The sequence below is a fragment of the Bradyrhizobium sp. UFLA03-84 genome, assembly GCF_002289535.1.
GTDB classification, from domain to species: Bacteria; Pseudomonadota; Alphaproteobacteria; order Rhizobiales; family Xanthobacteraceae; genus Bradyrhizobium; species Bradyrhizobium viridifuturi.
Genome location: NZ_NSJY01000014.1, coordinates 929,146 through 955,174 on the forward strand (window position 1 = coordinate 929,146; position 26,029 = coordinate 955,174).

At 64.5% G+C, this 26,029-nt stretch carries 31 protein-coding genes; 15 read left to right on the plus strand and 16 right to left on the minus strand.

Going from position 1 to position 26,029, the window contains the following annotated elements; genetic code table 11:
* Positions 1-47: 47 nt before the first annotated feature.
* Complete coding sequence (locus CK489_RS25905; protein ID WP_095734286.1) at positions 48-2,060, minus strand: aq_1923 C-terminal domain; 2,013 nt, start codon at positions 2,058-2,060, stop codon at positions 48-50.
* A 223-nt stretch (positions 2,061-2,283) separates the two neighbouring features.
* Between CK489_RS25905 and CK489_RS25910 the strand changes: the two genes are divergently transcribed.
* Together CK489_RS25910 and CK489_RS25915 are read left to right on the plus strand one after the other, a co-directional pair.
* Positions 2,284-4,593, plus strand: coding sequence for an NADP-dependent malic enzyme (locus tag CK489_RS25910; RefSeq protein ID WP_095734287.1), 2,310 nt, complete (start codon positions 2,284-2,286; stop codon positions 4,591-4,593).
* 156 nt (positions 4,594-4,749) lie between these two features.
* Positions 4,750-5,202 (plus strand): DoxX family protein, encoded by a 453-nt coding sequence (locus CK489_RS25915; protein WP_095734288.1) that lies wholly within the window; start codon positions 4,750-4,752, stop codon positions 5,200-5,202.
* 91 nt (positions 5,203-5,293) lie between these two features.
* Here the strand turns inward: CK489_RS25915 and CK489_RS25920 are convergent, their stop codons facing one another.
* The 5 genes from CK489_RS25920 to CK489_RS25940 all read right to left on the minus strand — a co-directional run bounded on the left by CK489_RS25920 (position 5,294) and on the right by CK489_RS25940 (position 9,892).
* Positions 5,294-5,710: a hypothetical protein gene (locus CK489_RS25920; RefSeq protein WP_143278219.1), complete on the minus strand. Its 417-nt coding sequence runs from the start codon at positions 5,708-5,710 to the stop codon at positions 5,294-5,296.
* 29 nt (positions 5,711-5,739) lie between these two features.
* Positions 5,740-6,297 carry a dihydrofolate reductase family protein gene (locus CK489_RS25925; protein WP_095734289.1) on the minus strand — a complete coding sequence of 186 codons (558 nt, stop codon included), beginning with the start codon at positions 6,295-6,297 and terminating at the stop codon, positions 5,740-5,742.
* Positions 6,298-6,317: 20 nt separating this feature from the next.
* On the minus strand, positions 6,318-7,307 hold the full coding sequence (locus CK489_RS25930; protein ID WP_095734290.1) for a polysaccharide deacetylase family protein: 990 nt from the start codon (positions 7,305-7,307) through the stop codon (positions 6,318-6,320).
* Positions 7,308-7,470: 163 nt separating this feature from the next.
* Positions 7,471-8,040 carry a glutathione peroxidase gene (locus CK489_RS25935; RefSeq protein ID WP_095734662.1) on the minus strand — a complete coding sequence of 190 codons (570 nt, stop codon included), beginning with the start codon at positions 8,038-8,040 and terminating at the stop codon, positions 7,471-7,473.
* 82 nt (positions 8,041-8,122) lie between these two features.
* A complete protein-coding gene (locus CK489_RS25940) occupies positions 8,123-9,892 on the minus strand; it encodes a L,D-transpeptidase family protein (protein ID WP_095734291.1) in 1,770 nt (589 codons plus the stop codon).
* A gap of 291 nt (positions 9,893-10,183) precedes the next feature.
* On the opposite strand from CK489_RS25940, the gene CK489_RS25945 reads away from it, so the two are divergent.
* Complete coding sequence (locus CK489_RS25945) at positions 10,184-10,687, plus strand: CreA family protein (RefSeq protein WP_050627593.1); 504 nt, start codon at positions 10,184-10,186, stop codon at positions 10,685-10,687.
* 43 nt (positions 10,688-10,730) lie between these two features.
* Here the strand turns inward: CK489_RS25945 and CK489_RS25950 are convergent, their stop codons facing one another.
* Positions 10,731-10,958, minus strand: a complete 228-nt coding sequence (locus CK489_RS25950; RefSeq protein WP_095734292.1) for a hypothetical protein — start codon at positions 10,956-10,958, stop codon at positions 10,731-10,733.
* Between the two features lie 439 nt (positions 10,959-11,397).
* Here CK489_RS25950 and CK489_RS41830 point away from each other — a divergent pair, with 439 nt between their 5' ends.
* A complete protein-coding gene (locus tag CK489_RS41830; RefSeq protein ID WP_021079698.1) occupies positions 11,398-11,556 on the plus strand; it encodes a hypothetical protein in 159 nt (52 codons plus the stop codon).
* Between the two features lie 39 nt (positions 11,557-11,595).
* Positions 11,596-12,003, plus strand: coding sequence for a hypothetical protein (locus CK489_RS25955; RefSeq protein WP_095734293.1), 408 nt, complete (start codon positions 11,596-11,598; stop codon positions 12,001-12,003).
* 51 nt (positions 12,004-12,054) lie between these two features.
* Here CK489_RS25955 and CK489_RS25960 read toward each other — a convergent pair whose 3' ends face one another.
* Genes CK489_RS25960 through pdxR form a run of 3 tightly spaced genes read right to left on the minus strand, consistent with a single transcriptional unit; the run spans position 12,055 to position 14,024 of the window.
* Positions 12,055-12,291, minus strand: coding sequence for a DUF6719 family protein (locus tag CK489_RS25960; RefSeq protein WP_347336287.1), 237 nt, complete (start codon positions 12,289-12,291; stop codon positions 12,055-12,057).
* 20 nt (positions 12,292-12,311) lie between these two features.
* A complete protein-coding gene (locus tag CK489_RS41835) occupies positions 12,312-12,461 on the minus strand; it encodes a hypothetical protein (RefSeq protein ID WP_021079695.1) in 150 nt (49 codons plus the stop codon).
* A 48-nt stretch (positions 12,462-12,509) separates the two neighbouring features.
* Positions 12,510-14,024: a MocR-like pyridoxine biosynthesis transcription factor PdxR gene (gene pdxR / locus CK489_RS25965; protein WP_095734294.1), complete on the minus strand. Its 1,515-nt coding sequence runs from the start codon at positions 14,022-14,024 to the stop codon at positions 12,510-12,512.
* A gap of 73 nt (positions 14,025-14,097) precedes the next feature.
* On the opposite strand from pdxR, the gene CK489_RS25970 reads away from it, so the two are divergent.
* From CK489_RS25970 to kynU, 5 genes are all read left to right on the plus strand, one after another.
* On the plus strand, positions 14,098-14,823 hold the full coding sequence (locus CK489_RS25970; RefSeq protein WP_095734295.1) for a pyridoxamine 5'-phosphate oxidase family protein: 726 nt from the start codon (positions 14,098-14,100) through the stop codon (positions 14,821-14,823).
* Positions 14,824-14,877: 54 nt separating this feature from the next.
* Complete coding sequence (locus CK489_RS25975; RefSeq protein ID WP_095734296.1) at positions 14,878-16,155, plus strand: ArgE/DapE family deacylase; 1,278 nt, start codon at positions 14,878-14,880, stop codon at positions 16,153-16,155.
* A gap of 161 nt (positions 16,156-16,316) precedes the next feature.
* Positions 16,317-17,126, plus strand: coding sequence for a hormone-sensitive lipase (locus CK489_RS25980; RefSeq protein WP_095734297.1), 810 nt, complete (start codon positions 16,317-16,319; stop codon positions 17,124-17,126).
* 28 nt (positions 17,127-17,154) lie between these two features.
* Complete coding sequence (gene kynA, locus CK489_RS25985; protein WP_050627597.1) at positions 17,155-17,994, plus strand: tryptophan 2,3-dioxygenase; 840 nt, start codon at positions 17,155-17,157, stop codon at positions 17,992-17,994.
* 10 nt (positions 17,995-18,004) lie between these two features.
* Positions 18,005-19,219, plus strand: a complete 1,215-nt coding sequence (kynU, locus tag CK489_RS25990) for a kynureninase (protein WP_095734298.1) — start codon at positions 18,005-18,007, stop codon at positions 19,217-19,219.
* 45 nt (positions 19,220-19,264) lie between these two features.
* On the opposite strand, the gene CK489_RS25995 is transcribed toward kynU, so the two are convergent.
* Positions 19,265-20,053 carry a cobalamin-binding protein gene (locus tag CK489_RS25995; RefSeq protein WP_095734299.1) on the minus strand — a complete coding sequence of 263 codons (789 nt, stop codon included), beginning with the start codon at positions 20,051-20,053 and terminating at the stop codon, positions 19,265-19,267.
* Positions 20,054-20,198: 145 nt separating this feature from the next.
* Between CK489_RS25995 and CK489_RS26000 the strand changes: the two genes are divergently transcribed.
* Entirely contained in the window at positions 20,199-20,597 is a 399-nt protein-coding gene (locus CK489_RS26000) for a PaaI family thioesterase (RefSeq protein ID WP_050627638.1), read from the plus strand.
* A 140-nt stretch (positions 20,598-20,737) separates the two neighbouring features.
* Positions 20,738-21,361 carry a GNAT family N-acetyltransferase gene (locus tag CK489_RS26005; RefSeq protein ID WP_050627600.1) on the plus strand — a complete coding sequence of 208 codons (624 nt, stop codon included), beginning with the start codon at positions 20,738-20,740 and terminating at the stop codon, positions 21,359-21,361.
* Between the two features lie 82 nt (positions 21,362-21,443).
* On the opposite strand, the gene CK489_RS26010 is transcribed toward CK489_RS26005, so the two are convergent.
* The 3 genes from CK489_RS26010 to CK489_RS26020 form a co-directional block, all read right to left on the minus strand.
* The gene (locus CK489_RS26010; protein WP_021079685.1) at positions 21,444-21,752 is read right to left on the minus strand and encodes a hypothetical protein; all 309 of its coding nucleotides are present in this window, start codon (positions 21,750-21,752) and stop codon (positions 21,444-21,446) included.
* An 89-nt stretch (positions 21,753-21,841) separates the two neighbouring features.
* Positions 21,842-22,174: a putative quinol monooxygenase gene (locus CK489_RS26015; protein WP_347336286.1), complete on the minus strand. Its 333-nt coding sequence runs from the start codon at positions 22,172-22,174 to the stop codon at positions 21,842-21,844.
* Positions 22,175-22,242: 68 nt separating this feature from the next.
* Entirely contained in the window at positions 22,243-22,926 is a 684-nt protein-coding gene (locus CK489_RS26020) for a DUF2161 domain-containing phosphodiesterase (RefSeq protein ID WP_050627640.1), read from the minus strand.
* 139 nt (positions 22,927-23,065) lie between these two features.
* Here CK489_RS26020 and CK489_RS26025 point away from each other — a divergent pair, with 139 nt between their 5' ends.
* Positions 23,066-23,410, plus strand: coding sequence for a GrlR family regulatory protein (locus tag CK489_RS26025; RefSeq protein ID WP_050627601.1), 345 nt, complete (start codon positions 23,066-23,068; stop codon positions 23,408-23,410).
* Here CK489_RS26025 and fabG read toward each other — a convergent pair.
* Positions 23,407-24,087, minus strand: coding sequence for a 3-oxoacyl-ACP reductase FabG (gene fabG, locus CK489_RS26030; protein ID WP_095734300.1), 681 nt, complete (start codon positions 24,085-24,087; stop codon positions 23,407-23,409). The two genes, CK489_RS26025 and fabG, sit on opposite strands and share 4 nt — an antisense overlap.
* A 124-nt stretch (positions 24,088-24,211) precedes the next feature.
* On the opposite strand from fabG, the gene CK489_RS26035 reads away from it, so the two are divergent.
* Together CK489_RS26035 and CK489_RS26040 are read left to right on the plus strand one after the other, a co-directional pair.
* The gene (locus CK489_RS26035) at positions 24,212-24,919 is read left to right on the plus strand and encodes an SGNH/GDSL hydrolase family protein (RefSeq protein ID WP_050627641.1); all 708 of its coding nucleotides are present in this window, start codon (positions 24,212-24,214) and stop codon (positions 24,917-24,919) included.
* Positions 24,920-25,033: 114 nt separating this feature from the next.
* Complete coding sequence (locus CK489_RS26040; RefSeq protein ID WP_035634033.1) at positions 25,034-25,240, plus strand: hypothetical protein; 207 nt, start codon at positions 25,034-25,036, stop codon at positions 25,238-25,240.
* Between the two features lie 9 nt (positions 25,241-25,249).
* On the opposite strand, the gene CK489_RS26045 is transcribed toward CK489_RS26040, so the two are convergent.
* Positions 25,250-25,993: a tyrosine-protein phosphatase gene (locus tag CK489_RS26045; protein ID WP_095734301.1), complete on the minus strand. Its 744-nt coding sequence runs from the start codon at positions 25,991-25,993 to the stop codon at positions 25,250-25,252.
* Between the last annotated feature and the right edge of the window lie 36 nt (positions 25,994-26,029).

The window sequence follows — 26,029 nt, forward strand, 5'->3', positions numbered from 1 at the left end:
GTGACGCGAAGCTCTCCCCGGAAGAACGGGGAGAGCGAGAAGCCACATCACAGCCCCGTCGACGCCTCGATCTTGAATTGCGCCAGCGCCGATTGCGGATCGGTCTTGAGCAGTTGCATCAATTGAAGCACCGGCGCTTTCGCGCGCGGGGTCAGCCTGATGACCAGCGTCTGCCCCGGCGTCTCGATGAACTGGCTGACCGCGGTGACGAGGGTTGCCGCATCCGGATTGCCTCCGCCGATCGCGTCGTCCTGTGCCTTGATGCTATCAAGGATGGCTTTGCGCGCCTCGTCACGGCCGACGTTCTGGCTGCGTGCGAACTGCGCGATCGCGAGATCGATGACGCCGAGATCGTGGATGGTCAGTTCGATCACGCCGGCCTCGATCTGCGCCGCGGCGCCGATGGATTCCGCGGCGCTGGTCGAAAACGCCTCGCGCGGCACGTTGCCGAGCGTGAGCTTCGCCGATGCCTTCAACAGGCCCGCCATGTCGAGCTTGACCGGCTCAAGCGCGAAGGCGCGCGACGCCTCCGTCCAGGCCGCGCCGAGATCGGCATCGACGGCCATCCGGTCTATTCCGGCAGCGACCAGCGCCTGCTGCTGCGGATCGGCGGCATCCAGCGGTGCCGCCATTTTCGCGATCAGGTGCAGCTTGCTCGGGATCGGCCCGACGAACTGACCCCAGTCGAGGCTGAAGACGTCGATGTTGACCGGCTTGCCGGTGGCCTTGTAGGGCGACGTGACACCCTTGACCTCAACACCCTCGATCATCGGAAATAGCGCCAGCGCCTGTTCAGGCGACGGTTTCTGCCCGGCGAATTGTGCCGACAGCCGCATGAGGCTCGCGACGTCGAGCGCCTTCAGCGCGAAGCGTCCGACCTTGAAGGGACCGTTCGGCGCATTGCCGTCAAGTCCCTCGACCGCGAGCTCGCCGATCTTGCCGTGTTCGAAGTTGAACCGCATCGAGGACAGCTTGAGTGGGCCCTTCGGTGTCTCAACCAAGAGCCCATGCATCTCGGCATTCCCGATGCCGGCGCCCGAATAGAGGCTGGAGATCTTCTCCAGCAGTTCGCGCGCCTGGGCCGGAGACGGCGGCGGGCTTCCCGGTGGCGGGATCATGGCCAGCAGCGCCGGCAGTTGCATCCGTGACGGGTTTATCCTGACATCGTCGATCGCCACGCCATCGATCCGCATGTTCAAGCCGGGCATGGCTGTGGCGGCATCAGGCGTCACGCTGATCACATAGGGACCGGCCGAAACATGTCCTTGAACCCGGTAGTCCCTGTCGTCGTTGGCCTTGGCCGGATCGAACATCGCCGCCATCGCGCCGACGTCGATATCGGTCGCGACGATATTGGCGAGGTCGCCGGTCATCTTGACCGGCTTGCCTGCGGCCTGCTGGTTGATCGTGAACGTCATCCTGCCGGTCTTGCTCGACCCGATCTTTCCGTCCTTCATGTTTTCGATGGCAAGGCCGGAGTAATCGAACGTGCCGCCGGCGCCGTCGCCCGCACGTGCGGCCGCACTGAACGTCATCGCTCCAGTCAGGTTGGGCGCGCTCACGGATGAGGCGTTGATGCTCGCAAGCTGCCCCAATCCAAACCGGTACAACTCGAGGATCGACGACGAGGCCGGGAGCTGCGGCAGGCCGGCGGGACCGGAATAGTCCTTCACAGTGATCCGCGGCGCCTTGTAGCTCAGGGAGGCGATCGTCGGCGTCGGGTTCGCTACGCCGATCTCGATATCGCTGAATTCGACATTGCCGGCGGAGACCCGAGCCGCGTCCGGCTGGCCGAGGCCGGTCATCGTGAGGCTGGCAATCTTGACGCTGACCGGGGATTGCGTCCCCGACTCGGTGGCGATGTCCGAAATCGTCAGGGTACGGCTCTTGGTGTCGAAGGCGATCTTGCCGTGGCTCACCTTGGCACCGGCGGCTCGGACCTGCTCGAAGGCGGCCTCGACGTCGCGCGTGACCCGGCGCTGGGCATAAAGGTCGAAGCCGAAGTAGCCGCCGGCCGCGATCACTGCGACGGCGATCAGGCCGAGCAGAATTTTCTTCATTCGGTCAACTCCGGATCATCAAGGGGAAAAAATTGCCAAGCCGTGGCCGGTCGGTGCAGCATCGGCGGATTGGGCCGTCCGGGCCTGTTGACGGGGATATTATCGGATGTTGCATCCAAGCGGCCGGACATGCTTCACATCCAGCTCGATTTGCCGGACAACTGACCTTTGCCTGGATTAGCACAGAAACAAGAAATTTGGGCCGGAAACGCGGGGAGCACGCATGTCGTCATCGTCTGAAGAACTCCATAACGCCGCGCTCGCCTATCACCGGCTGCCGCGCCCGGGGAAGCTCGAGATCCAGGCGATCAAGCCGCTGGCCAACCAGCGCGACCTGGCGCTGGCCTATTCGCCCGGCGTCGCCGCCGCCTGCACCGAGATCGCCAAGAACCCGGCCGAGGCGGCGACGCTGACGGCCCGCGCCAATCTCGTCGCGGTGGTCTCGAACGGCACCGCGGTGCTCGGCCTCGGCAATATCGGCCCGCTGGCCTCGAAGCCCGTCATGGAAGGCAAGGCGGTGCTGTTCAAGAAGTTCGCCGGCATCGACGTGTTCGACATCGAGATCAAGGCCGACACGATCGAACGCGTGGTCGAGACCGTCGCCGCGCTGGAGCCGACCTTCGGCGGCATCAATCTGGAGGACATCCGCGGACCGGAGTGCTTCGAGATCGAGAGCCAGCTCAAGGAGCGCATGAAGATCCCGGTGTTCCACGACGACCAGCATGGCACCGCGATCATCGTCGCCGCCGCGATCGTCAACGGACTGCTGCTTAACGGCAAGCAACTGAGCGACGTGAAGATCGTCTGCTCGGGCGCCGGTGCCGCCGCGATCGCGACCCTCAACCTGCTGGTCTCGATGGGCGCGCAGCGCAAGAACATCTTTGTCTGCGACATCGACGGTGTCGTCTATGAGGGGCGTAACACCACGATGGATCGCTGGAAGGCGGTCTATACCCAGAAGACCGACGCACGCGTGCTGGGCGACGTCATTCCCGGCGCGGACATCTTCATCGGACTGTCGGCGCCGGGCGTGCTCAAGCCCGAGATGGTCAAGCAGATGGGGGACAAGCCGCTGGTGATGGCGCTTGCTAATCCGGTGCCCGAGATCATGCCGGAAGAGGCGCGTGCGGCGCGTCCCGACGCGATGATCTGCACCGGACGTTCGGACTATCCGAACCAGGTCAACAACGTGCTGTGCTTCCCCTTCATCTTCCGTGGCGCGCTCGATGTCGGCGCCACCGCGATCAACGAGGCGATGAAGCATGCCGCAGTGGATGCGATCGCGCAGCTCGCGCGCGATCCGCCGTCGGATGCGGTGGCCCATGGCCTCGAGACCGGCGAGACCCAGGGGTTCGGCCCGGGCTCGCTGATCCCGAGCCCGTTCGATCCGCGCCTGATCCTGCGCATCGCCCCGGCGGTGGCCAAGGCGGCGATGGAGTCGGGCGTCGCGACGCGGCCGATCAAGAACTTCGACGAGTACCGCGCCGAACTGCAACGCTACTCGTTCCGCTCCGGCCTCACCATGAAGCCGGTGTTTGCCAAGGCGAAGACCCAGCCGGTGCGCGTGATCTACGCCGAAGGCGAGGATGAACGGGTGCTGCGCGCGACCCAGGTGGTGCTCGAGGAAAAGCTGGCGCGGCCGATCCTGGTCGGCCGTCCCTCGGTGGTCGAGACCAGGATCAAGCGCTTCGGGCTGTCGATCAAGGCCGGCCGCGATTTCGATCTGGTCAATCCCGAAGACGATCCGCGCTACCGCTCCTATGTGCAGTCCTATATCGACGTCGCCGGCCGCCGCGGCGTGACGCCGGAGGCAGCACGGACCGTGGTTCGCACCAACAACACGGTCATCGCGGCGCTGGCGGTGTCGCGCGGTGAGGCCGACGCGATGCTGTGCGGCGTCGAGGGCCGCTACATGAGCCATCTGCGCCATGTCCGCGAGATCATCGGCTTCCTGCCGGGGGTCAGCGACTACGCCGCGCTGGCGCTGATGATCACCTCGACCGGCGCCCATTTCATCGCCGACACCCAGGTGCGGCCGAATCCGAGCGCGGAAGAGCTGGCGGAAGTGGCCTCGCTCGCGGCGATCCACGTCCAGCGCTTCGCCTTCAAGCCGAAGGTCGCGTTCGTGTCACATTCCGACTTCGGCAGCTATGATACCGACTCCTCGCGCAAGATGCGGCGGGCCACCCAGCTGTTGAAGGACAAGCATCCGGAGATCGAGGCCGACGGCGAAATGCAGGGCGACACCGCGCTGTCGGCCGCGGCGCGGCGCATGGTGCTGCCGCAGTCGCGGCTGGAAGGCGAGGCCAACATTCTGATCATGCCGACCCTCGACGCGGCCAACATCGCCTATCAGATGATCAAATCGCTGGCCAACGCGTTGCCGGTGGGGCCGATCCTGATCGGTCCGGCTCGCCCGGCGCATATCCTCACCCCCGGTGTGACGGCGCGTGGCATCCTCAACATGACCGCGGTCGCCGCGGTCGAGGCCCAGGAGCGGGCCGGCCGCGCGCAACCGACGCTGTTCGGCTGACGGGCGTTGTTTGAGCACGTTATGTTCGGAAAACCGCAGCGCGGTTTTCTGCATGGTGCCCGAGCCGAGATGGATTCGATTTGATCGAAGCAGGCGGAGCGACCATAATCGCTGCGCCTGCTTCGTCCGATTTCTGCCATCCAGTGAGGCCGACCCATGCCAGCGTTCATCACCTTCGGACGGATTCTGTTTGCCGTGCTGTTCCTCTATTCGGGAGCGAGCAAGCTGTTCGGCATCCAGGCCACCGCGGATGTGATCGCGGCGAAGCTGACGATCCCGGCCATCGCCGCGCCGTATACGCAGCAGATCGAAACCTTCGTCGGCATGCCGTTCATGCAGCTCTTGGCGATCGTGGTCGGTGGCTTCGAGATCCTCGCCGGGCTGATGATCGCGGTGAACGTGCTGGCGCGGTTCTTCGCGCTGCTCTTGATCATCTATGTGTGCGTCGTCACCTTCTACTTCCATGATTTCTGGAATCAGCCGGCGCCCGACAATCTCAGGACCCTGATCGACGCGCTGAAGAACCTGTCGCTGATCGGCGCGCTGTTCATCATCGCCGGCTACGGCCGCGGTCCGCGCCGGGACGATCCGGCGTATGGTGACGTATAGGGGGCGGCGGCGGACCGCACGGCGGCCTACGATGCGTTAACGCGTCCGACGCGTTGTCGGCATGTCACGCACTCATGCGCCGCTGTGAAGTTCAGAAAAATGGTCCCCACATAGGTACGCTCTCAAACCTTTCAAGCCGGACCGTTTTCCCGCCAGCTGATGACGTATCGGTGCCAAGTCTCATGATATCTCGGTCTTTGGTATCGACGCGCAGCTCGAGTTCGCCTGGACAGTCTTTGGATGAATCGATCTCCAGGGCGAACGGAATGGGAAGCCTCTTGCTCGTGTTGGGAACCACGAAGGACTGAAAACGCCTCTCTGAGCCTGTCGGGCTCTCCGGCGTCATTTCGACGAGGTAGAAGTAGAGGAATTCTCCGACATCGGCCTTGCGGTCGCCGGGCGCTTGCACGAGTTCGCCGCGCAGAGTGGTCTTGCAGGCGCCGACTGCGCTGGTTGTGACCAGCGACGCCAGCGCCATGCCAGCAACTACCTTCGCGAGGGAAGTCATGACGCTGTTCGTGGCAAGCTGCACGGGATCTATACGCTCCGCCGCCACGGCGTGACGCTGACATCCTGCGCCGGGTCGATCAGCTGCGGCGCGCCGGCGTGAAGGCCGTGCGCTGACAGCACCTGCTGCGGGGTGCGGGCAGGCACGCCGGGAAAGCACGGCTCGCCGTCGGGGATGCGCACCTTCGAGGCGACCGAGAGCCAGAACGTGTCATAGCGATCCATGAACATGCCGAACACGCCGGGACCGCCGATGATCGCGACCATGCCGGAGGTCACGCCGGCCTCGCGGCGCGCCGTGTCGAACGGGCAGCCGGTTGGATTCCACAGCAGCGCCTTCGGATTGTCAGGGTCGGGCGCGAGGGCCGCGACCTTGCCGGTCAGGATCAGGCGGCGGCGCTTCGGCGCGTTCGGCTGCTCTTCCTGGGAGTGACGGCCGTGCACGACGAGATCGGCGCGGTCGAGCGCTGCGGTGAAGAATTTCTTGTCGCCTTCGATCTTGAGATCGTCCGGCATCACGTTGCGTGCATTCGCCAGCCGGCCATCGGCCGAGACGATGACGAAACCCTCGATACGCAACTCAGACACCAGGACGATCGCCGGCGCTTTTACTGATCGACGGTGGTGACGACGCTGTTGACCGGGCGCGAGCTCACGGTCGGCAGCTTGACGTCCTTGGCGAGCTCCTGCTCGTATTGCGGCAGCACGGTCGCCGGGAATTTGGCGCGCATGGCGACCACCTTGTAGCCGCCGGCCTTGAGCTGCGTCAGCAGCGTCGGCAGGGCTTCCGCGGTGTGCTTCTGGAAGTCGTGCATCAGGATGATGCCCTTGCCGAGCTTGGCGAGCTTCTTCATCACGGTGTCGATCACCTGCTGCGAGTTCTTCGACTTGAAGTCGAAGGAGTCGAGATCGCAGGAGAAGATCGCAATGTTGCGGTTGCCGAGATAGGTGACCATTTCCGGCGGATGCTGCAACGCCGGGAAGCGGAAGAACGGCGAGGGGGAGGTTTCGAGCGCCCATTTGACCGCGGCGAAGCCGCGCTCGATCTCGTCCTTCTTCTGATCCTCGGTCAGCTTCTTGTTGTTCAGGTTCTCGTGCGACCAGGTGTGCGAACCGACGGTGTGGCCGGCGGCATAGACCTGACGCAGGATTTCGGGGTGATAGGTGGCGTGCTTGCCGATCGGGAAGAAGATGCCCGTGGTGCATTCATCCGCGAGCGCCTTCAGCACCGCCGGCGTGTTGCCCGGCCATGGACCGTCGTCGAAGGTCAGCACCACCTCATGGTCGCGCAGGAAGTCGAGCTGCTTGAAATGCTCGAAGCCGAAGCCCGGTCCGCCCGTGGTGTCGATCTCGACGGTGCGGGCGACGCCGAGCGCGTTCGGATTGGTGCAGGCGGCGCGTGCCGGCTGCGCCGGTTGCTTCGGAGGCACTTGGGCAGCCGCTGCGGTGGGTGCAGGCGCCGCGGCTGGAGCTGCGGCGGCTGGAGCTGCCGCCGGCGCAGCAGGGGCGCCCTTGGCGGGCGGCGTCTGCGACCAAGCTGCGCTCGACGCGAGCAACGATACGGTCCCTGCGAAAATCAGACCTGCCGCAATGCGCATGGCGTGTTCCCTGCTGATCGCGCTCCCGGTACCGGCTTTGCCGCGACCGGGCCGCTTTCGCCCCAAACTCATCGTACCCTAGTCGCAGTGGCGGCGCCAAGGCAATGAACGTGGCGGGGCTGTGCCCGAAATCCCAGTTAATTCCGGGGATTATCGGTGCTTCTTAGGCCGCCGCCAAGGCCCGTGCGATCCCGGTCTTGATGCGGGTGTCGTCGGGAGTGACCGACTCAGGGAAGACGTCGGCGATATAGCCGTCGCGGCCGATCAGGTATTTGTGGAAATTCCAGCGCGGCACGTCCTTCGGCCGTGCCTCCGCCGCCCACCGGTAGAACGGATGCGCGCCTCCTCCCCGGACCACCGCTTTCGCTGCGATCGGGAAGGTGACGCCGTATTGATGCTGCGCGGTCTCGGCGATCTCGGTCGGGCCGCCGGGTTCCTGGCCGCCGAAATCATTGGAGGGCACGCCGATGATGACGAAGCCGCGGTCGCGGAATTCGGTCCACAATTGTTGCAGGCCGGCATATTGCGGCGTGAAGCCACACAGCGAAGCCGTGTTCACGATCATCAGGGGACGGCCGGCATAGTCAGCAAGGCGGATGTCGCCGCCACTGAGCGCCGGGAACGAGAAGGCGTAGGCGATGATCCGGCTCATCGCGGGCTGCTCGGCATGCAGCGCACGGGAGCCTGCGGCCGCGGCCAAGGCTGCCACCATCAGTGTCCTGCGGTCCATCATGGTCTCGTCCCCGGAGCAGATGCGGCTCGCATCATAATCCAGCGGGCAGGCGCAGGCTTTCAAGAAGGCGTTATAGAGGGGCTCAGCGCAGCGGCAGGATGAAGTCGGTGCCTTCGCCTGTCTCGCCCTGGTTGACGCCGAGGTCGGAGACGATGATCGATCCGCCGGTGCCGAGCGCCTCGTTGATCCGCGCCATCACGTCAGCCGGGATCGAGATGCGGTCGAGCGCCTCGGCCGGGCTGTTGGTCGCCGGCTGCGGCTTCATCTCGACCGGCGCTGCGGCCGCTACCTTGCGGCGATGCGAGGCGCGCTCCTCGACGTCGATGCGGGCAGCGTTGCGGGTCGGCAGCGTCACCACCGACCAGCGCAGCAGATTGGCATCTGACTTGTCGGCTTCCGCGGTAAACACATGTGTGCCGAGCGGCCGGTCGCTGGCCGCGATCGTCACCGGCACGTCGAACAGCGGCGCAAAGTTCTGCCGCACATACAGCTTGGAATCCTTGCGGCTGATGAACACCGCGATCTGGCCGGCACGCTTCGACACGTCGATCTTGGCGATGCCCGGCAATCGCGCCGGATCCTTGGCTACATCCTTGTTGGCGTCGGGCGCGTCCGCTGCGGTTGCTGCCTCGGCGGGCTTGTCGAGGGTCTTGACGGCATCCGTCGCCTTGGCGGCGTCCTTCGTGACATCAGCTTTGGCCGCATCGGTCTTCGATGCATCGGTCTTCGTGTCGACCTTGGGCGCCTCGGCGACATCAGGTCTGGCGGCATCCGCCTTCGGTTCGTCGGCCTTGGCTTCCGCCTTCACCGGGTCGTTGGCGGAGACCTCGGACTTCGGCGTATCGGTGCTGCCAGTGGTTTCGCTGACCGCCTTCTCATCGGCGGCGACGCTGCTGGCCGCGGAATTGGTTTCGGCCGGCTTGTCGGCCGCGGCGATCTCAGGCTTGGTCGGCTGTGATGGGTCGGCTGCAAGCTTGTCGGCGATGGGATCACTCGCGGCGGAGGACGCGTCGGACATCGTCACCGACGCGCTCGCGCCGCTGGCGTCGGCAGTGTGGGTGTTGTCGCGCAGTGACGCGGCGGCGGTATGTCCGACGCTGCTGCGCAAATCGAGTCCGGTCTGCGGCTTGTCCGCGCCCTTGTCGCTTTTCACGCCCAGCGGCGCATCCATCTTCAGAATCTCGTCGGCCACCGGCTGTTGCGGCGTGACCTTCTGCGTCACCAGGAGCGGGTGAGAGAAATTCTCCGGAGAGATCGTGCCGGGCGTGACGAATACGCGGGCGCCCATCCGGGTCCAGTTGTACATCTTGACCGCAAACGACATCGGCATGCGGATGCAGCCATGCGAGGCAGGGTAGCCGGGCAGCACACCGGCGTGCATCGCGATGCCCGACCAGGTGATGCGCTGCATGTACGGCATCGGCGCGCCGCTATAGATGTTGGACTGATGGTACTTCTGCTTCTGGATGACGCTGAAGACACCCATCGGGGTCGAGTGCCCCTTCATGCCTGTCGACACCGGGCTCTCTGCGTAGAGGCCGTTGGCGTCGTAGATGCTGACCCGCTGCTGGTCGATCGAGACCGAGATGATCAGGGGACCCTGTGGCTTGCTCCCGGCCTCCTTCGCGATCGCTGGATTCTTCTTGGCGAGATTGCGCTTCGGCTTCGGCCGAACCGGCTGCGGCATCGGCTCGACATCGCCGTAATAGGTGGAATCGCGGTTCCAGTAGAACAGCGCCGCGTCGGCCTGCGAGGAGGCGGCCACGGTGCCAACCGCAGTCAGAATTGCAAACTGCCAGAACCGCCCATTCGCAGAATCAAAAATCGAAATCCGACGTCCGCTTGCGCGCATATTCCGAATCCCAGTCCAAACTATCTATTGGTTGTCGCAGACGCCGAACGCGTTCACCAGCGCAAGCGATCTAACCCTTCCGTGAGGGGCGGATTTTCGACGAAAGAGTAGCAAAAAAGCCTCACAAGAGGTTAAAGCGCGGGGCGCGATCACCGAACTGTCAGCGCCTTCCTGTGTGGCGTTTGCGCACTACATGGGCGGGACCCACCCGCGGAGACTTCAATGACATCGAGAACTGTGAGCTTGTGTGACGCCCGACCGCTGTCTCGATGGGGGTGCGCGGCGCTGCTGATGTTGCTCACCTCATTGGCGACCCTGGGGCAGGCAACTTCTGCCGCTGCGGCGGACGAGCCGGACCTGATCTTCCGCCGCTCGACGGTGTTCAAATGGGTCAGCCCCAACGACAAGCTCGCGACCTATGGCGTCGACGACCCCGAGGTCGAGGGCGTCGCCTGTCACTTCACGGTGCCGGAGAAGGGTGGCTTCAAGGGTTGGCTTGGCCTTGCCGAGGAAGTCTCTGATATCTCGCTGGCCTGCCGGCAGATCGGCCCGATCCGCTTCAAGAACAAGCTCGGCCAGGGCGACGACATGTTCCGCCAGCGGAGGTCGCTGTTCTTCAAGAAGATGCAGATCGTGCGCGGCTGCGACGCCAAGCGCAACGTGCTGGTCTACATGGTCTATTCGGACAAGCTGATCGAGGGCTCGCCGAAGAACTCGACGTCATCGGTGCCGATCATGCCATGGGGCGCGGCCGATGCTGCCGCGGTGCAGAAGTGCGGCGAGTTCATTCAGTAGCGGGAGCAGGGGCTTGGCCGGGGCGGCTGAAGCAGCAGGCGAGCTAGCGCTTGGTTTGCCCGAACTGCCTCGTGCCAATGCTGAGGCTCGGCTTGAGCTTCGAGTCGCGGCAGCCGACGAGGCGGACCAGCTTCTGTGGTGCGCACTCATTGTCACCCATCACGTAAGCGCCCTGCTGCGGCATTGCGGCCGTCATCTGTTGCTGCTGGCCGGATTTGCGGGCCGCGGATTCATTGCCAACACCGATGTTGCCATTGCCCACGACTGACATCCTTCGTTGGATTGGATCTCAACAACCGTTGGATCGGGATCACGACAACGTGCCACCGCGGAGTTGGTTGCACGGCGCCCAGATGAGTCGGCCGAACCGTGGCCCGGTTCAAGCCGCCCCCTGCTGAACTGCTTCCTGTCTCAGCAGAGGAAAGTTAAGAAAGCGCGGTAGCCCACTCGGTTTGCAGGCATAATCGAGCCATCCACAGCCGAGCCGGTCGGACGCGCGAAATCTTGAGCAGGCCGCTTGCCACATCGTTGCCATTGAAAGCATTGGGTTTTTTCGCTTAATGTTTCGTGGGCTGCCGGCCGACGAAACAATTCTGATCGCGACGAAACCATTTTCAGCTTGTTCCGCAGAACTCCCGAAACGGCAGATCGTTATCAAACCGTCAACACAGCGGCGCCGAGCGCCGACCCGAAATGACGGAGACTGTCAGATGCGGACCATGAGCCTGATCCTCGCCTTCGCCTTTGTGATGGCCGGTTCGTCGATGGCCGGCACCCCGGACAACGGTTTGCCCGGCATCGGCACCTTCTCATATAACGGCTCGCCGGTCGTCACTTCGGCCCCGATGGTGGTGGCGCAGGCCAACTGATCGCGACGCGAAAAACAGAAACGCCGGTAAAGGCTCCCCATGTTGCTCCGACTCTGTTCCGCCGCGATGCTCGCATCGCTCGCCGTGATCGGCCCTTTGGCGGGTTCCGCGCAAGCCCAATCCCAACTTCCGCTCGAGTCGATGCAGATCCGGTCGCTGTACCGGGTGCCTGAGCCGCGCGACGAATTCGTGCGTCAGTGCGCGCCGCATATGCTCGGCCGCTGGGCACATCCCGAAGCCGTTTGCGGTTGCCTGCACGATCATGCCGCTGCGACGGTGGACGATCCCGATCTCCGCCAGGCGCTGCTGCGCGGGATTAGCGAGACCGGCGTTCCGACCATCGAGACTGATTGGGTGCCACCGTCCAAGCAGGGCGAGATCGGCCCGACCTTCACCAAGATCGCCAAGCCGACGCTGCAATGCATGTTCGAGCCGATCTCGAACTGAGCAATCAGGTCAAAGCCGCGATGAAGGAAGCGCCTCGCGACAGCGGGGCGTTTATTTTTTGGCGAGCCGCGGCACGCAACTGCGGGTACGCACTACGCCGTTCTCGCTCAGCTTGGAACCGACGACCTGCTTGATCTGCCCGGCGGGGCACGAGCCGTCATCGACGAAGACGCGTTGACCGACCCTGAGGTCGACGATGTCACCCTCGCGCATGAAGGACTGCTCTGCGGCAGCGGAGTGAACCATCGCGCCAAGCGCTGCGATGCTGACCAGTGCGACCAGTCCCATGCGCAACATCGCAGCCTCCTTCACTTGTTCTGGATCTTGAGCCCGTCGGGGCCGACATTGATCTGCAGGCCTTCGGGCTGTTTCTTCGCCTGGTAGAGGTTGTAGCCGAGCATGCCTGCGATCACGACCAGCGCGCCGATCACGAGATACAGGACGTTGCGATTGGGCATCCGGTATCTCCGTAAAGCGGACACTGACTCAACGAGCGGCGACCTTAGTCAGGTGGCTGCGATTCTCCTAGAGCGCGGTGGCTTGGCGGATGCCTTGACGGACATCTTGCGCGTCGCGCGCAGCGCGCTCAACGTTGTCTTCGCCAGTTGTTCCGCCGCCGCGACGAGTTGCGGAACCGGATGACCGGAGAATCCCAGCACGAAGCCGGGCAGCGGCCGCGCGCGATGATAGGTCTCGGCGAGCAACCAGCCGCCGACGCCGGCGGCCGTCTTCGCCTGCGCGGCAACCAACGGGTCGGTCGCGGGATCGAGCCGCGCCACGAGATGCAGGCCCTGCGACGGCACGGGAACCGTAAGCTCGCCCTCCGATGCAGTGGCAAGCGTCGCGGCCAGCACGTCGCGCGCCTCGCGATAGAGTTTTCGTGATTTGCGCAAGTTCGCGGCGAAGGCGCCGGAGTTCAGCATGTCGGCGACCGCGCCTTCCATCAACGTGCCGGGAAAGCGGTCGAGCGCGGCGCGCGCTTCAGTCACCGGACCGATCAAGGCCTCGGGCAGGGCGCAGTAACCGATCCGCAATCCCGGAAACAGCGTCTTCGCAAACGTACCCATGTAGATCACGCGGCGCAGATGATCGATGCCGGCGAGCGACAGCAGCGGCGCGCCGTCGTAGCGGAACTCGCTGTCGTAATCGTCTTCGAACACGAAGGCGCCGGCTTCCCGTGCCCAATCGAGCAGCTCGAGCCGGCGCGGCATCGACATCTGCACGCCGAGCGGAAACTGGTGCGATGGCGTGACATAGGCGGCGCGCGCCTGCGACCCGGCCGCGCGCCCCTTGTCGATGCGCATTCCGGAAGCGTCGACCGGCACCGACACCGGGCGATAGCCGCAATGCTCGATCGCACGCCGCGCCGCGGGATAGCCGGGATCCTCGCACCAGACCTGGTCGCCGGGCTCGAGGATGGTTCCGAGCACGATGCGCAGCGCGTGCAGCGTGCCAGACGCCAGCATGATCTGGTCGGGGTCGCAGCGCAGCCCGCGCGCCGAGAGCAGATGGTCCGATATCGCGGCGCGCAACTCGCCGCTGCCGCGGGGATCGCCGTAGTGCAGGTGCTCGGAGCCGAAGGCGCGCAGCCTGCGACCGGCAAAGGCGCGGAAGCGCTGCAGCGCGCGCTCATCGATATGGGTGCAGCCGAGCGACAGCGCGCTGTGCTGCGGCGGCTCGATCTCGATCTTCGCGCGTCGCTGTGCGCCGGCCCGCGCCGGAATGCGCGCCGCGACGAAGGTGCCGGAGCCTGTGGTTGCCACTGCAAAGCCGTCGGCGATCAGCCGCTCATAGGCCGTGGTGACGGCGTTGCGGCGAAAGCCGGTCTGCCTGGCTAGCGCCCGCGACGGCGGTAGCGGCTCGCCCGGCTTGACCAGGCCGCCGACGATGGTGTGGCACAGCGCCTGATAGAGCTGCTGCTGCGAAGCCGCGCCTGCCGTGACATGCGGGCCGGTGAGGTCAAGCGGCAGCTCGGGCTTGCGCGCCGCGGAACTGCGGGAATTGGTCGGAATTTTTCGCATGGAATTGGCACTATCGCAGACCAAATGAACAGCTACAACTCTGGACGGATTCCAGATTTGACGAGGCTTAACCGTGACCGAAGGCGCATCCACTCCGTCCTATCCGCTGTCGTCCCGTAACCGGGTCAAGCGCCGCCATGACCGCGGCTTCTACGACCACGTCACCGTGCACAAGATCCTCGACGCCTCGATGCTGTGCCATGTCTCCTATGTGATCGACGGCCAGCCCTATTGCACGCCGACGTTCTTCTGGCGCGAAGGCACCAGGCTCTACTGGCACGGCTCGAGCGCGAGCCGGATGCTGGAGAACCAATCGGAAGGACAGCGGGTGTGCCTGACCGTCGCCCATCTCGACAGCCTGGTGCTGGCGCGCTGCGGCTTCAACCACTCGGCCGACTATCGCGCCGTGATGGCGTTCGGGTCGGCCTATCTCGTCACCGATCCCGCAGAGAAGGAGCGGGCCATCGTCGCGATGGTCGACCGCTTCTTTCCCGAGCGCACCGCGAGCCTGCGCGCCAGCAACAGGCAGGAGATCAAGGCGACCTCGTTCATCGCGATGGAGATCGAGGAGGCCTCGGCCAAGGTGCGTGCCAAGGGCGTCGCCGATGACGACGAGGATTACGAGTTGCCGATCTACGCCGAGCGCATTCCGGTGCGCACCGTGCTCGGCGCGCCCGAGCCGTGCCCGCGACTGCTCGACGGCGTGACGCGGCCTGCGACGCTCGATGGCTATTCGGAAGGCCGTCTGCTCGAAGATGCATTGCGGGATGCCTATTTTGCGCAATACCCCGCGGATTGAAATCAGGTTACGCTGCGGCTCCCGCCTTTTCTGACTTCCCCATGGAGCTGCCGCATGACTGCCGAGACGCAACAACGAATCCTTAGCGCCGTTGACGAGGGATTCGATGCGCAGCTTGCGACGACGCAGGCCTTTGTCGCGATTCCCTCGACCCGCGGCGCCGAGGGGCCGTGCCAGGACATGATCGGCGACCTCTTGCGCGAGCGCGGCTATGAGGTCGACGACTGGCACATCGATCTCGACGAGCTCAGGGATCTGCGCGGCTTCGGCCCGATCGAGCACGATTTCTCCAAGGCGCGCACGGTGGTTGGTACCTACCGCCCCGCGACCAATTCCGGCAAATCGCTGATCCTGCAGGGCCACTGCGACGTGGTGCCGACCGGTCCGCTGGAGATGTGGGAGACGCCGCCGTTCTCGCCCGTGATCAAGGACGGCAGGATGTATGGCCGCGGCGCCTGCGACATGAAGTCCGGCACCATCGCCGCGCTCTATGCGCTGGATGCGATCAAGAAGGCCGGCCTGAAGCCGACGGCGCGGATCCACTTCCAGTCCGTGATCGAGGAGGAGAGCACCGGTGTCGGCGCGCTCTCGACCTTGCAGCGCGGCTATCGCGCCGATGCCTGCTTCATCCCGGAGCCGACCAACGGCAAGATGATCCGCTCGCAGGTCGGCGTGATCTGGTTTCGCCTGAAGGTGCGCGGCTTCCCGGTGCATGTGTTCGAGGCCGGCGCCGGCTCGAACGCGATCATGGCGGCGTATCATCTGGTGCATGCGCTGGAGAAGCTCGAGATCGCCTGGAACGAGCGCGCCAAGGCCGACAAGCATTTCAAGGACGTCAATCATCCGATCAACTTCAATCCGGGCATCATCAAGGGCGGCGACTGGGCTTCCAGCGTGCCGGCCTGGTGCGATGTCGATTGCCGTATCGCGGTCTTGCCGGGCTGGTCGATCGCCGAATGCCAGAAGGAGATCCTGGCCTGCGTGTCGGCTGCGGCGCGCGACCATCGCTTCCTGTCCAACAATCCGCCGCAGGTGGAATGGTCGGGCTTCCTGTCGGAAGGCTACGAGCTGGTGAACTCTGAGGCCCCGGAAGCTGCCTTCGCCAAGGCACATCAGGCGGTCTATGGCGGAGCAGTCGAAGATCGCGCCTTCACCGCGCTGACAGACACGCGGTTCTACGGCCTGAACTACGACATCCCAAGCCTCTGCTTCGGCGCCAGCGGCGCGGCGATGCACGGCTTCAACGAATATGTCGAGCTGGACTCGCTGCGGAAAGCGACCAAGGCCATGGCGCTGTTCGTCGCGGAATGGTGCGGGGTGGAGAAGGCGTAGCCTTTCTGCATTGCGGGCCCGCCGCGCTATCGCTCCGTTTGCCGGGGAGGGATCGGGCGCGGGTCACCCAGATGCTTTAGGTTTAAAATAAAGGCTGGGCGAACAGCTCCGCCGGTGGCAAAATGGCGTCCGATCGACGGCGAATCTTCGGGGGAGCCACGATGCGCGATTGGGATGATGCCTACGCCAATTCGGCCCACGTGCCGGGGTCGGATGCGCTGCCGGCGCGGTGGGCGGAGCGGGCGGCGGCCTATCGCGCCAGACTTAAATCATTCAAGCCGGATATTGCCTATGGATCGGCAGAGCGGCAGCGCCTCGACCTGATCCTGCCGGACGGCGACAGCAAAGGTCTCGTCGTCTTCGTGCATGGCGGGTACTGGATGCGCTTCGACAAATCGTCATGGACAGACCTTGCGGAAGGCGCGCGAAGCCACGGCTGGACGGTAGTACTGCCAAGCTACACGCTGGCACCGGCTGCGCGCATCTCGGACATCACGGCCGAGATCGCGGCCGCGATTGCCTTGGCCGCGGGCGAGGTCTCCGGGCCGATAAGATTGGCCGGCCATTCCGCAGGCGGCCATTTGGTTACGCGCATGCTGTGCGACGACGGCCGTCTCGAACCTGAGGTCTACGACAGGATCGTGGCGACGCTGTCGATCAGCGGTCTGCACGACCTGCGGCCGCTTCTGAAGACCGCGATGAACGCGACGCTCCGGATGAACATGGGCGAGGCCGCAATCGAAAGCGCCGCCTTGCATCTGCCACGGGGCAAGTCGCCGCTGACCACCTGGGTCGGTGGTAGCGAGCGCCCCGAGTTCATCCGTCAGGCCGAGCTGATGGCCAACATCTGGACCGGGTTCGACGTGCCCACGCACCTCGTCGTCGACCCCGGGCATAACCATTTTACTGTCGTCGATGGGCTGAAGGATCCATCCTCTGCCATCACGAGGCGCCTTCTGGGCCTTGCTTGAGGCAGGGGATCGATCGAGAGGATGTGTCATGAGCAGCAACGACTACGATCCCGCGGTCGAGGGCGCCGAGACCGATTTCGCCCGGAAAATGTCGTACAGCGACTATCTGCAACTCGATGCGCTGCTCGGCGCCCAGCATCCGATTTCGGATGCGCATGATGAGATGCTCTTCATCATCCAGCATCAAACCTCCGAACTGTGGATGCGGCTCGCCATCCACGAGCTCCGGGCCGCCCGCCACGCCATCGCCCGCGAAGAGGTGTCGCCGGCGATGAAGATGCTCGCGCGCGTCTCCCGCATCTTCGAGCAGTTGAACAATGCCTGGGACGTGCTGCGGACCATGACGCCCAGCGAATATACCCATTTCCGCTCGCGGCTGGGACAATCCTCGGGCCTCCAGTCGTATCAATACCGGCTGATCGAGTATCTGCTCGGCAATCGCAATGGCGCGATGTTGAAGCCGCACGCACATGACCCCGAGGTGACGGCCTTGCTCAAGACCGAGCTTGCGACGCCGAGCCTTTATGACGAGGTGCTCCGGCTTGCCGACCGCAAGGGGCTCACGATGCCCGCGGCCGTCCTGTCACGCGACGTCCATGAGACCCATCACTTCGACGAGGGGGTGATGCAAGCCTGGCGCCGTGTCTACGAAGCTCCCGAAGCCAATTGGATGCTCTATGAGCTCGCCGAGAAGCTGGTCGACTTCGAGGATTATTTCCGCCGCTGGCGCTTCAATCACGTGACGACGGTGGAACGCGTGATCGGCTTCAAGCGCGGCACCGGCGGTACCGGTGGGGTCAGCTATCTCAAGCGGATGCTCGAGGTCGAGCTGTTTCCCGAACTGTGGCGTGTCCGGACCGTCCTCTAGGCGAGGTGTCATGATTGAAGCGAAATCGCAACTGCGCGTCTACGACGACACCAAGGCAATGTTCCATCTGCCCGCTGATGTCATCTATCTTGACGGCAACTCGCTTGGTGCGTTGCCGCTGGGCGTTGCCGAACGCGTTGCGCATGTCATCACGTCAGAGTGGGGCGATGAGCTCATTCGGGCCTGGAACAGCGCCGGCTGGTACGTGCAGCCGCGCCGCGTGGGCGACCGCATCGCTCGCCTGATCGGCGCCGCGCCCGGCACGGTGATGATCGGCGACACGCTGTCGCTCAAAGTCTATCAGGCGCTTGCGGCTGCGCTCGAGATGAACCGGGAGCGCAAGGTCGTTCTGTCCGATGCCGGCAATTTCCCGACCGATCTCTATATGGCGGAAGGGCTGATCGCCACGCTCGGGCGCGGCCATCAATTGCGGCTGTTAGCCCCGGAGGAGGTCGAGCCATCGCTGTCGGACGACATTGCGGTGCTCTATTTGACGGAGGTCGACTACCGCACCGGCCGTCGCCACGACATGCGGACCCTGACCGCGAAGGCGCATGCCCTGGGCATCGTCACGGTCTGGGATCTCGCGCATTCGGCCGGCGCGCTGCCGGTCGATCTCGCCGGCGTCGGCGCCGATTTCGCCGCCGGCTGCACCTACAAATATCTGAACGCGGGCCCGGGCGCGCCGGCCTTCCTTTACGTCGCGCCGCAGCATGCCGATCAGGCGCGCGCCGCGTTGTCTGGCTGGATGGGGCACGCAAAGCCGTTCGCCTTCGATCTCGGTTATCAACCTGCCGGCGGCGTCGAGCGCATGCGTGTCGGCACACCGCCGGTGCTGGCGATGGCCGCGCTGGAGGCATCGCTCGACATCTGGGATCGTGTCGATATGTGCGAAGTCCGCGCACGCTCGCTCGCGCTCGGCGACTTGCTGATAGCCGAGATCGCGCGACGCTGTCCGTCGCTGAGGCTGGTAACGCCAAGGACGCATGCGCAGCGCGGGTCGCAAGTGTCCTTCGCCTTCGCCGGCGGATATGCCGCCATGCAGGCGCTGATTGCCCGCGGCGTGATCGGTGACTTCCGGGCGCCTGACATCATGCGGTTCGGGATCACGCCGCTCTATATCGGCGAGGCCGAGCTGCTGAAGGCCGCCGAGATCATCGAGGAGGTGATCATTGGCGAGGTGTGGCGCCGGCAAGAGTATCAGGTCGTGAATGCAGTGACGTGAGCGACGAGCGTTGCCCCGAAGCCTCATGGTGTCTGCGGTGAGCAATCATGGGTGCCGCGACCACAACGCATTGACGATCGCATCGAGCCCATCGGTCAGCGCGGCGGGGCCGGGCTGCAGAATGATCGGCGACTTGATCTCGACGATGCGATCGTTGCGGACGGCCGGAATGTCGCTCCAGCCGTCACGGGCCCTGATGCGGTCGGCCACGACCTTCTTGCCGCACCAGGATGCCAGGATCACGTCGGGCATCGTCGCGCGCACGGCATCAGGGGTGACGATGCGATCCTTGGCAGCCTTGTGCGCGCGCAGATGCGGCAGCGCGTCCGCGCCGCCGGCGATCTCGATCAGTTCGGACACCCAGCCGATGCCGCTGATCAGCGGCTCGTCCCATTCCTCGAAGTAGACTTTTGGCCGCGGTGCCGGACGTGGCGTTGCCGCGATCGCGGCCAGCCGTTGTTCGAGGCTTTGCGCGAGCCGTGCGGCGCGATCGGCGGCGCCGACCATCGCACCGAGGCTGCGGATCATCGCAAGGATGCCGGCGACGTCGCGCTGATTGAAGACATGGACGGCGATGCCGGCACGCACGAGATCGGCGACGATGTCGGCCTGCAAATCGGAGAAGGCGAGCACCAGATCCGGATCGAGCGCCAGGATCTTTGGAATGTCGGCGGAGATGAAGGCAGACACCCGCGGCTTCTCGCGGCGGACCCGCGGCGGGCGCACCGCGTAGCCGGAGACGCCGACGATGCGGTCCTGCTCGCCGAGCAGATAGAGCGTCTCGACCGTCTCCTCGGTCAGGCAGACGATCCGGCGGGGAGGGAAGTCGCGCATCGCGGACGGTATGCAGACTCGCCAAGGGTTGTCACGGCGCCATGACGTCATCCGCTTGATTACCTCGGAGGTCATTGCCCGGCCCGGTCAGGCAATCCATCATGCCGGCACGAACCTCGAAGAAGGCCACAAGCAGGGAGTGCCCATGACGCCGCTCGAAAAGATCCAGTCGATGAAGATGCCGTTTGCGGAACTGAAGGGCGTCACCTTCACCGAGGCTGGGCAGGATCGCGTGGTCGCGAAGATGGTGGTGCGACCGGACCTCTGCACCCTGCGGAACACGATTCATGGCGGCGCGGTGATGGCCTTTGCGGACTCGGTCGGCGCCGCTGCCACCGTGATCAACCTGCCTGAGGATGCCAAGGGCACCACGACGCTGGAGAGCAAGACCAACTTCATCGGCGGCGCCAAGGAGGGGAGCACTGTGATCGCCACGGCGACGCCGGTTCACCGGGGCCGGCGGACCCAGGTCTGGCAGACCAGGCTGGAGACCGAAGACGGCAAGCTGGTCGCCGTGGTTACGCAAACGCAATTGGTATTATGATGAGGCAATGATGTGATTTTCAGATCACATCATTGTTTACTTAAATGAATCTAGACACTTGAATTATATGGTGCAACGCACAATATAGGACGGGTTAGGGAGTCGACGCCTCCTCGAGGGCCACCAAGAGGAGTTATGAAATGAACCACGATTCCATCAGTTCGACATCTGCTCGGGGCACCGTGCGGACGTTGAGCCAGCAGGAGGAGCTTCCTCTGCTGCGCGATCATCTGCTGAGACTGGATCGAACCAGCCGTCATGATCGCTTTCATGGCTTCATCGACGACAGTTTCATCCGCCGCTATGCCGAGCGCTGCGCCAACGACGGCACGGTCATCATCGCCTATTTCGAGGACGGCGTGGTCCGCGGTGCGGCCGAGCTGCATCCGCCGGAGCAGTCGCCGGATGCGCAGCCCGAGATCGCCTTCAGCGTCGAGCGGTCGGCGCGGCGCAAGGGCGTCGGCAGCACGCTGTTCCGCAAGCTGATCGCCGAGGCGCATGCCAAGGGCTACACCGGCCTGCGCATCACCACCGGCGCGCAGAACGACGCAATGCGAGCGCTCGCCACCAAGTTCGGTGCGCAACTGACCTTCCGTCACGGTGAATCCACGGGCAGCATCGACCTGACCGAACAGCGCCAGTCCGAGCCAGCACCGGCGATCGTGCCCGTGACGCCGGTCGCGGCCGCGCGCGCGCTCGTCGACATGAACCGCGCCTATTGGCGAATGGTGATGCAGATGTCCGGCTGGGGTCGGGCCGCCTGAAGCTGAGATCTCACGTCAAACGTAAAAAGGGCAATCCACTCAGTGGATTGCCCTTTTTCTTTGAATGACTGGATGGTGTCGTTCAGGTGCCGGTGCGCTTGTCGATCGCGAAGCGGCGGACCACGCGGCGCTCGACCACGACGGAACGCTGCGCGCCCTGTTCGCCAGCGATCACGCGGGTCGCCGTGCCGGTGCGGGCGCTGACGCGCGCGGTCTTCTTCACCTCGGCCAGCACCTCGTCATAGGGCAGCCCCATCAGGGACGATGCAATCTCGGCCTGGGCCTCCACGTCGTCGGTGATACCGATGGCGGCGAAGATTGCCTCTTCCAGCGTCGGCGGATCGTGCCGCACACGCCTTGTGCCGTATTTGGTGTTCCAATCTCCGCTCATCGTCGCCTCATCCTTGAATCGCGGGAGATACGTAAGGTGCCTAATGTTGCATTGCAATATGAATGTGGGATGGCAATACAGCCATGCAGCTAGAGTCTCTCAATCTTGTGAGCGTCATAAAGTTCGATGGTGGTCGCTGCGGCCGCCAGAGATTGCAGGGAGCGGACGAAATCGCGCGACGCGGGGACCGCAAAATGCGCCGCCAGCGCGGCGCGGTCGGCCCATTGCTCGAAAAACACCAGCCTGAGCGGATTCTCGCAGTCGACATGGACTGCGTGCGAGATGCAGCCGGGCTCGGTGCGCGAGCGATGGACATGCTCGAGGCTCAAACGCTTCACCTCGTCGAATGAGTCGGGGCGGGCGCTGACGCTGCCGGTGACGACAATCATGATCTCCCCCAGTCCAAAGCGCGACGTCTTCATCGCGCTCAGGGTTCTTGTTTGAGCATGATCTTCTCGGAAAACCGCTTCGCACTTTTCCGGATCATGCTTTACGAGGCAGCTTCTGCCCCGGACGCACTGATTGGCTGCTGCGGCCAGCGTTTCAGCGCGGCGCGGCCGGCATCGGTCAGGACATAGATGCCGCGCTCGGCGCGATCGAACCAGCCGTAGACATTATGCTGCAAGATCTTGCCGGCGTCAGGGCACTCGGCCCGCAGGTCCTTGACGCGCCGCGGCCCGTCCGAGAGCGCGCAGGCGCAGGCCAGCGCCTGCTGCCGGTAGGCGGTCATGATCGGCGCCCGCGTCGACCCGCCCATGGCAGGATCGCCCTTGCGCTTGCGATGCTCGGTGATCAGGCGCGAGCGCTTCTTCGGATTGCGGCGCGGTGCTGCGGTCGGCGGCGGCACCAGCACCTCGACGTCGCCGCGATCGGTGACGCCGAGCATGCCGAAGCCGAGCCGCCGGCACAGATTGCGATACCGCGCGTCGCTCTCGCGGCCCTTGCCGCGGGCCGAGACCTTGGCCGCGATCCACACCTCGTCGGCGGCGCCGGCGCGATCGACCGCCTGGAGGATCAGCTCGAGATTGAATGCGAGCTTGAGTTCACCGATCACGACGACCGGTGGATCGTCGCCGCTCAGCGCCACGAGGTCGCAGCCGCCGATCTCGCCCTTCACCGTGAAGCCGAGCTTTTCGAGGAAGCGTTTGACGGGCTGGTAAAGCGCGGTTTCCAACGGGCAGGCTCCTGCGGCCTCCGGCCGCGACTCGGTGCGCCAGCATAGCGCGGAATTGCGCCCATCGAGGCGGATCGAATTTGCCCAATGCGCGGCCAAGCGGTTATGTTGGGCCGGGGACAACGGCGCGACCATTTGCATGATCCGGAACGGGCTCTATCACATCACCGTCGAATTTCTCGACGGCGTCTCTGGCGGCAACCAGGGCGTCATGGTGCTGCGCGACGGCCAGATGCGCGGCGGCGACTCGTTCTTCTACGCCTATGGCAGCTATACCGCGGCCGACGGCAGGTGGAAGGGCGAGGTCACCAACGAGGAGCATTCGCCGACTTACGGCGAACGCCCGGTCTGGGAACGCAAGGTCGTGACCATCGGCTTTACCGGCACCTATACCGACGAGACCGCCGAGGGCGACGGCATGGCGCTTGCCGGCAAGCAGAGCATCCGCTTCAGGTCGAAGCTACGGCTCTTGGTTGCGGACTAAACCCGCCCGTTGACCGGCAGCAGCGCGCCGGTGACGGCACTGGCAGCATCGCTGGCGAGGAACAGGATCACCTCGGCGAGCTCCTTCGGCGACACCCATTTGGAGACATCGGCCTTCGGCATCGCGGCGCGATTGGCGGCGGTGTCGATGATCGAGGGCAACACGGCGTTGACCGTAACCTTGCCCTTGAGCTCGGCGGCGAGCGACTCGGTGAGGCGGTGCACGCCGGCCTTCGAGGCGGCGTAGGGACCCATGCCGGAGGCGGCCTGCAAGGCGCCGAGCGCGCCGATGTTGACGATGCGTCCGGCGCCGGATTTGGTGAGATGCGGGATCGCCGCGCGCGAGGTGTTGAAGGCGGTCATCACGTTCATCGCATACATGCGCTGCCAGGTCGCGGGATCGCCGTCGCTGACCGCCTCGAAGGTGAAGCCGCCGGCAATGTTGATCAGTGCGTCGAGCCGGCCGAAATGCGCCGCCGCCTTGTCGATTGCAGCCGTCGCATGCGCGGTGTCGGTGAGGTCGACCCCGCCGAGCTCGATGCGGTCGGCCGTCGCCGCAAGCTGCGAGGCCGCATGATCGATGCCGGCAACGCGGGCACCGCGCGCCAGGGCTTCTTCGGCGACCACCTTGCCAAGCGCGCCAAGCGCTCCGGTGATGACGATGGCTTTTCCGTTCATGGCGGTCTCCGTATCAGCAACAGGCGAGCGTCCACTATGATCAGGCGGAATTCATTTGCAATGCCGCCGATTTCATCTCCTACTGCGCGCATTCATCAGTTCATTCGCCTCAGGGATGTTTGCGATGCCGACACCAAGGCCGTGCGAAACCCATCTCGAACTCGTCAAGTTCAGCTACGGATTGCCGCATCTTGCGCAAGCGCTCGAGCGCGAACGCAAGATCAGGATCGTTGCCCTCGGATCGTCATCGACCGCGGGAGCCGACAAGATCCTCCCGTTTCCGCCACGGCTGGAGATGCTGTGGCGGAGCCAGAAGCAGTCCTTCGGCCGGATGATCGACATCATCAACCGGGGGATCGGCGGGCAAGAGGCGCCGGAAGAGTTCTCGCGCATCGAGTCCGATGTCATCGCTGAAGCACCGGTGATGGTGATTTGGCAGGTCGGCACCAACGCGGTGTACAGGAACTACAACTTCGATCAGGTGCAAGCGACATTCGAGGCAGGGCTGGATGTGCTCGCCGGGCTGCCGCTGGACGTCGTGGTGATGGACTCGCAATACACCCAGGCAATCATCGGCACGCCGGACGTGCTCAAGCTCGCCAACCAGTTCATGCCGATGATCGCCGACGTCGCTGCAAGCAGGAAGGTCAACCTGTTCGGCCGCTTTGCGCTGATGAAGCAATGGGTCGATGGCGGAATTCCGCTTTCCGAGCTCGACGATGGTGCGCAGGAGCATCTCCATACGAGCGAGTGGGCGACCGATTGCGTCACGCAAGCGTTGCTCGGTGCGATCAACGATGCGGTGGCGCGCAGCGCGAACACGTCGTCCTGACTACGTAAGACTACGGGGGAAGGCCAGTTGGATAAAATTTGCGGCAGTTCTGTAAGTCGTTTGCAGAACCCTTTCCTTAGAAGCGGAACTCCAGCCAAGGTAGGGGTTTTTGCAATGGGAAATCTTCCGGATCACGGTTTACCGCTCGTTCAGCTTAAGGAACAGCGGCGCGATCTCGTCGTAGCGCTACAGAATCGCAAGGGCCCGGTGGGTAGCTGGGAATTGATGCAGATCGCGGCGATCCAGCAGGCCATCTCGGCCTTCGAGGACGTCATCGCCGATCTCGACGCAGAGCTCGAGCTCGAGGCCGCCGCGGCCTGAGCGAACCGATCAGGCCTGCAGATAGCGGCCTTCAAGCGCCTTGCGCTCGGCCGGGCCGAGCCCGAGGCCCTCGCGGAAATATCCGTCGAGACTGCCATAGTCGGCATCGATCGCTTCGAACGACGCCTCCAGGAACGCCGCGCGCACGGTGCCGAGCACCTGCTTGACGTCGTCGGGCAATTCGGTGCTGTGGGCCGGATCGCGCTTGTAGTACTGGTTGGTCAGGAGATAGTCGTCCGCGATCACCTGCTCGGATACGCCGAGCGCGTGCAGGATCAGCGCGCAGGCAAAGCCGGTGCGATCCTTGCCTGCGGTGCAGTGGATCACCAGCGGCGCGCGGTCTTCGAGCAGATGGGCAAATAGCGTGCGATAGCGCGGCGTGTTGTCCTGCACGTAGCCGCGATAGGAATCTCGCATCACGTCGATCGCGTCGGCTTCCGAGAGCGCGCGGCTGCTGGCGATCTCGCGCAGCGCAGCCACCACCGTCGGCTCGACGGGCAGGGAATGCACGGTGACGTCGTTCATGCCGCACAGCGCCTCGGCGCGCTCGGCGACGCCGCGGAAATCGAATGCACTCTTGACCCCGAGGCCACGCACCACCGCGACGTCCTGCTCGGTGAGATGCGCAAGATGGTTGGAGCGGAAGATTTGCCGCCAGCGCACCGTCCGTCCGTCACGCGTCTGGTAGCCGCCGAGGTCACGAAAATTGCTGGCGCCGGCGAGATTGAGGTGACGGGCAGGGGCTTCTGACATCGGCGGGCCTGTTGCAGCTGTTGCGGGCTTGATTGA

Coding starts and splice junctions, on each gene's coding strand:
- CK489_RS26040 (WP_035634033.1), top strand. CDS start 25,034: ATGGGAAATCTTCCGGATCACGGTTTACCGCTCGTTCAGCTTAAGGAA.
- CK489_RS25905 (WP_095734286.1), bottom strand. CDS start 2,060: ATGAAGAAAATTCTGCTCGGCCTGATCGCCGTCGCAGTGATCGCGGCC.
- CK489_RS25995 (WP_095734299.1), bottom strand. CDS start 20,053: ATGCGCGACTTCCCTCCCCGCCGGATCGTCTGCCTGACCGAGGAGACG.
- CK489_RS25920 (WP_143278219.1), bottom strand. CDS start 5,710: ATGACTTCCCTCGCGAAGGTAGTTGCTGGCATGGCGCTGGCGTCGCTG.
- fabG (WP_095734300.1), bottom strand. CDS start 24,087: ATGAACGGAAAAGCCATCGTCATCACCGGAGCGCTTGGCGCGCTTGGC.
- CK489_RS25930 (WP_095734290.1), bottom strand. CDS start 7,307: ATGCGCATTGCGGCAGGTCTGATTTTCGCAGGGACCGTATCGTTGCTC.
- CK489_RS25935 (WP_095734662.1), bottom strand. CDS start 8,040: ATGATGGACCGCAGGACACTGATGGTGGCAGCCTTGGCCGCGGCCGCA.
- CK489_RS25960 (WP_347336287.1), bottom strand. CDS start 12,291: ATGGGACTGGTCGCACTGGTCAGCATCGCAGCGCTTGGCGCGATGGTT.
- CK489_RS25975 (WP_095734296.1), top strand. CDS start 14,878: ATGACTGCCGAGACGCAACAACGAATCCTTAGCGCCGTTGACGAGGGA.
- CK489_RS26000 (WP_050627638.1), top strand. CDS start 20,199: ATGACGCCGCTCGAAAAGATCCAGTCGATGAAGATGCCGTTTGCGGAA.
- CK489_RS25950 (WP_095734292.1), bottom strand. CDS start 10,958: ATGTCAGTCGTGGGCAATGGCAACATCGGTGTTGGCAATGAATCCGCG.
- CK489_RS26010 (WP_021079685.1), bottom strand. CDS start 21,752: ATGAGCGGAGATTGGAACACCAAATACGGCACAAGGCGTGTGCGGCAC.
- CK489_RS26015 (WP_347336286.1), bottom strand. CDS start 22,174: ATGAAGACGTCGCGCTTTGGACTGGGGGAGATCATGATTGTCGTCACC.
- CK489_RS26005 (WP_050627600.1), top strand. CDS start 20,738: ATGAACCACGATTCCATCAGTTCGACATCTGCTCGGGGCACCGTGCGG.
- CK489_RS41830 (WP_021079698.1), top strand. CDS start 11,398: ATGCGGACCATGAGCCTGATCCTCGCCTTCGCCTTTGTGATGGCCGGT.
- CK489_RS26035 (WP_050627641.1), top strand. CDS start 24,212: ATGCCGACACCAAGGCCGTGCGAAACCCATCTCGAACTCGTCAAGTTC.
- kynU (WP_095734298.1), top strand. CDS start 18,005: ATGATTGAAGCGAAATCGCAACTGCGCGTCTACGACGACACCAAGGCA.
- CK489_RS41835 (WP_021079695.1), bottom strand. CDS start 12,461: ATGCCCAATCGCAACGTCCTGTATCTCGTGATCGGCGCGCTGGTCGTG.
- CK489_RS26025 (WP_050627601.1), top strand. CDS start 23,066: ATGATCCGGAACGGGCTCTATCACATCACCGTCGAATTTCTCGACGGC.
- CK489_RS25940 (WP_095734291.1), bottom strand. CDS start 9,892: ATGCGCGCAAGCGGACGTCGGATTTCGATTTTTGATTCTGCGAATGGG.
- CK489_RS26045 (WP_095734301.1), bottom strand. CDS start 25,993: ATGTCAGAAGCCCCTGCCCGTCACCTCAATCTCGCCGGCGCCAGCAAT.
- CK489_RS25915 (WP_095734288.1), top strand. CDS start 4,750: ATGCCAGCGTTCATCACCTTCGGACGGATTCTGTTTGCCGTGCTGTTC.
- pdxR (WP_095734294.1), bottom strand. CDS start 14,024: ATGCGAAAAATTCCGACCAATTCCCGCAGTTCCGCGGCGCGCAAGCCC.
- CK489_RS25945 (WP_050627593.1), top strand. CDS start 10,184: ATGTTGCTCACCTCATTGGCGACCCTGGGGCAGGCAACTTCTGCCGCT.
- CK489_RS25955 (WP_095734293.1), top strand. CDS start 11,596: ATGTTGCTCCGACTCTGTTCCGCCGCGATGCTCGCATCGCTCGCCGTG.
- CK489_RS25980 (WP_095734297.1), top strand. CDS start 16,317: ATGCGCGATTGGGATGATGCCTACGCCAATTCGGCCCACGTGCCGGGG.
- kynA (WP_050627597.1), top strand. CDS start 17,155: ATGAGCAGCAACGACTACGATCCCGCGGTCGAGGGCGCCGAGACCGAT.
- CK489_RS25910 (WP_095734287.1), top strand. CDS start 2,284: ATGTCGTCATCGTCTGAAGAACTCCATAACGCCGCGCTCGCCTATCAC.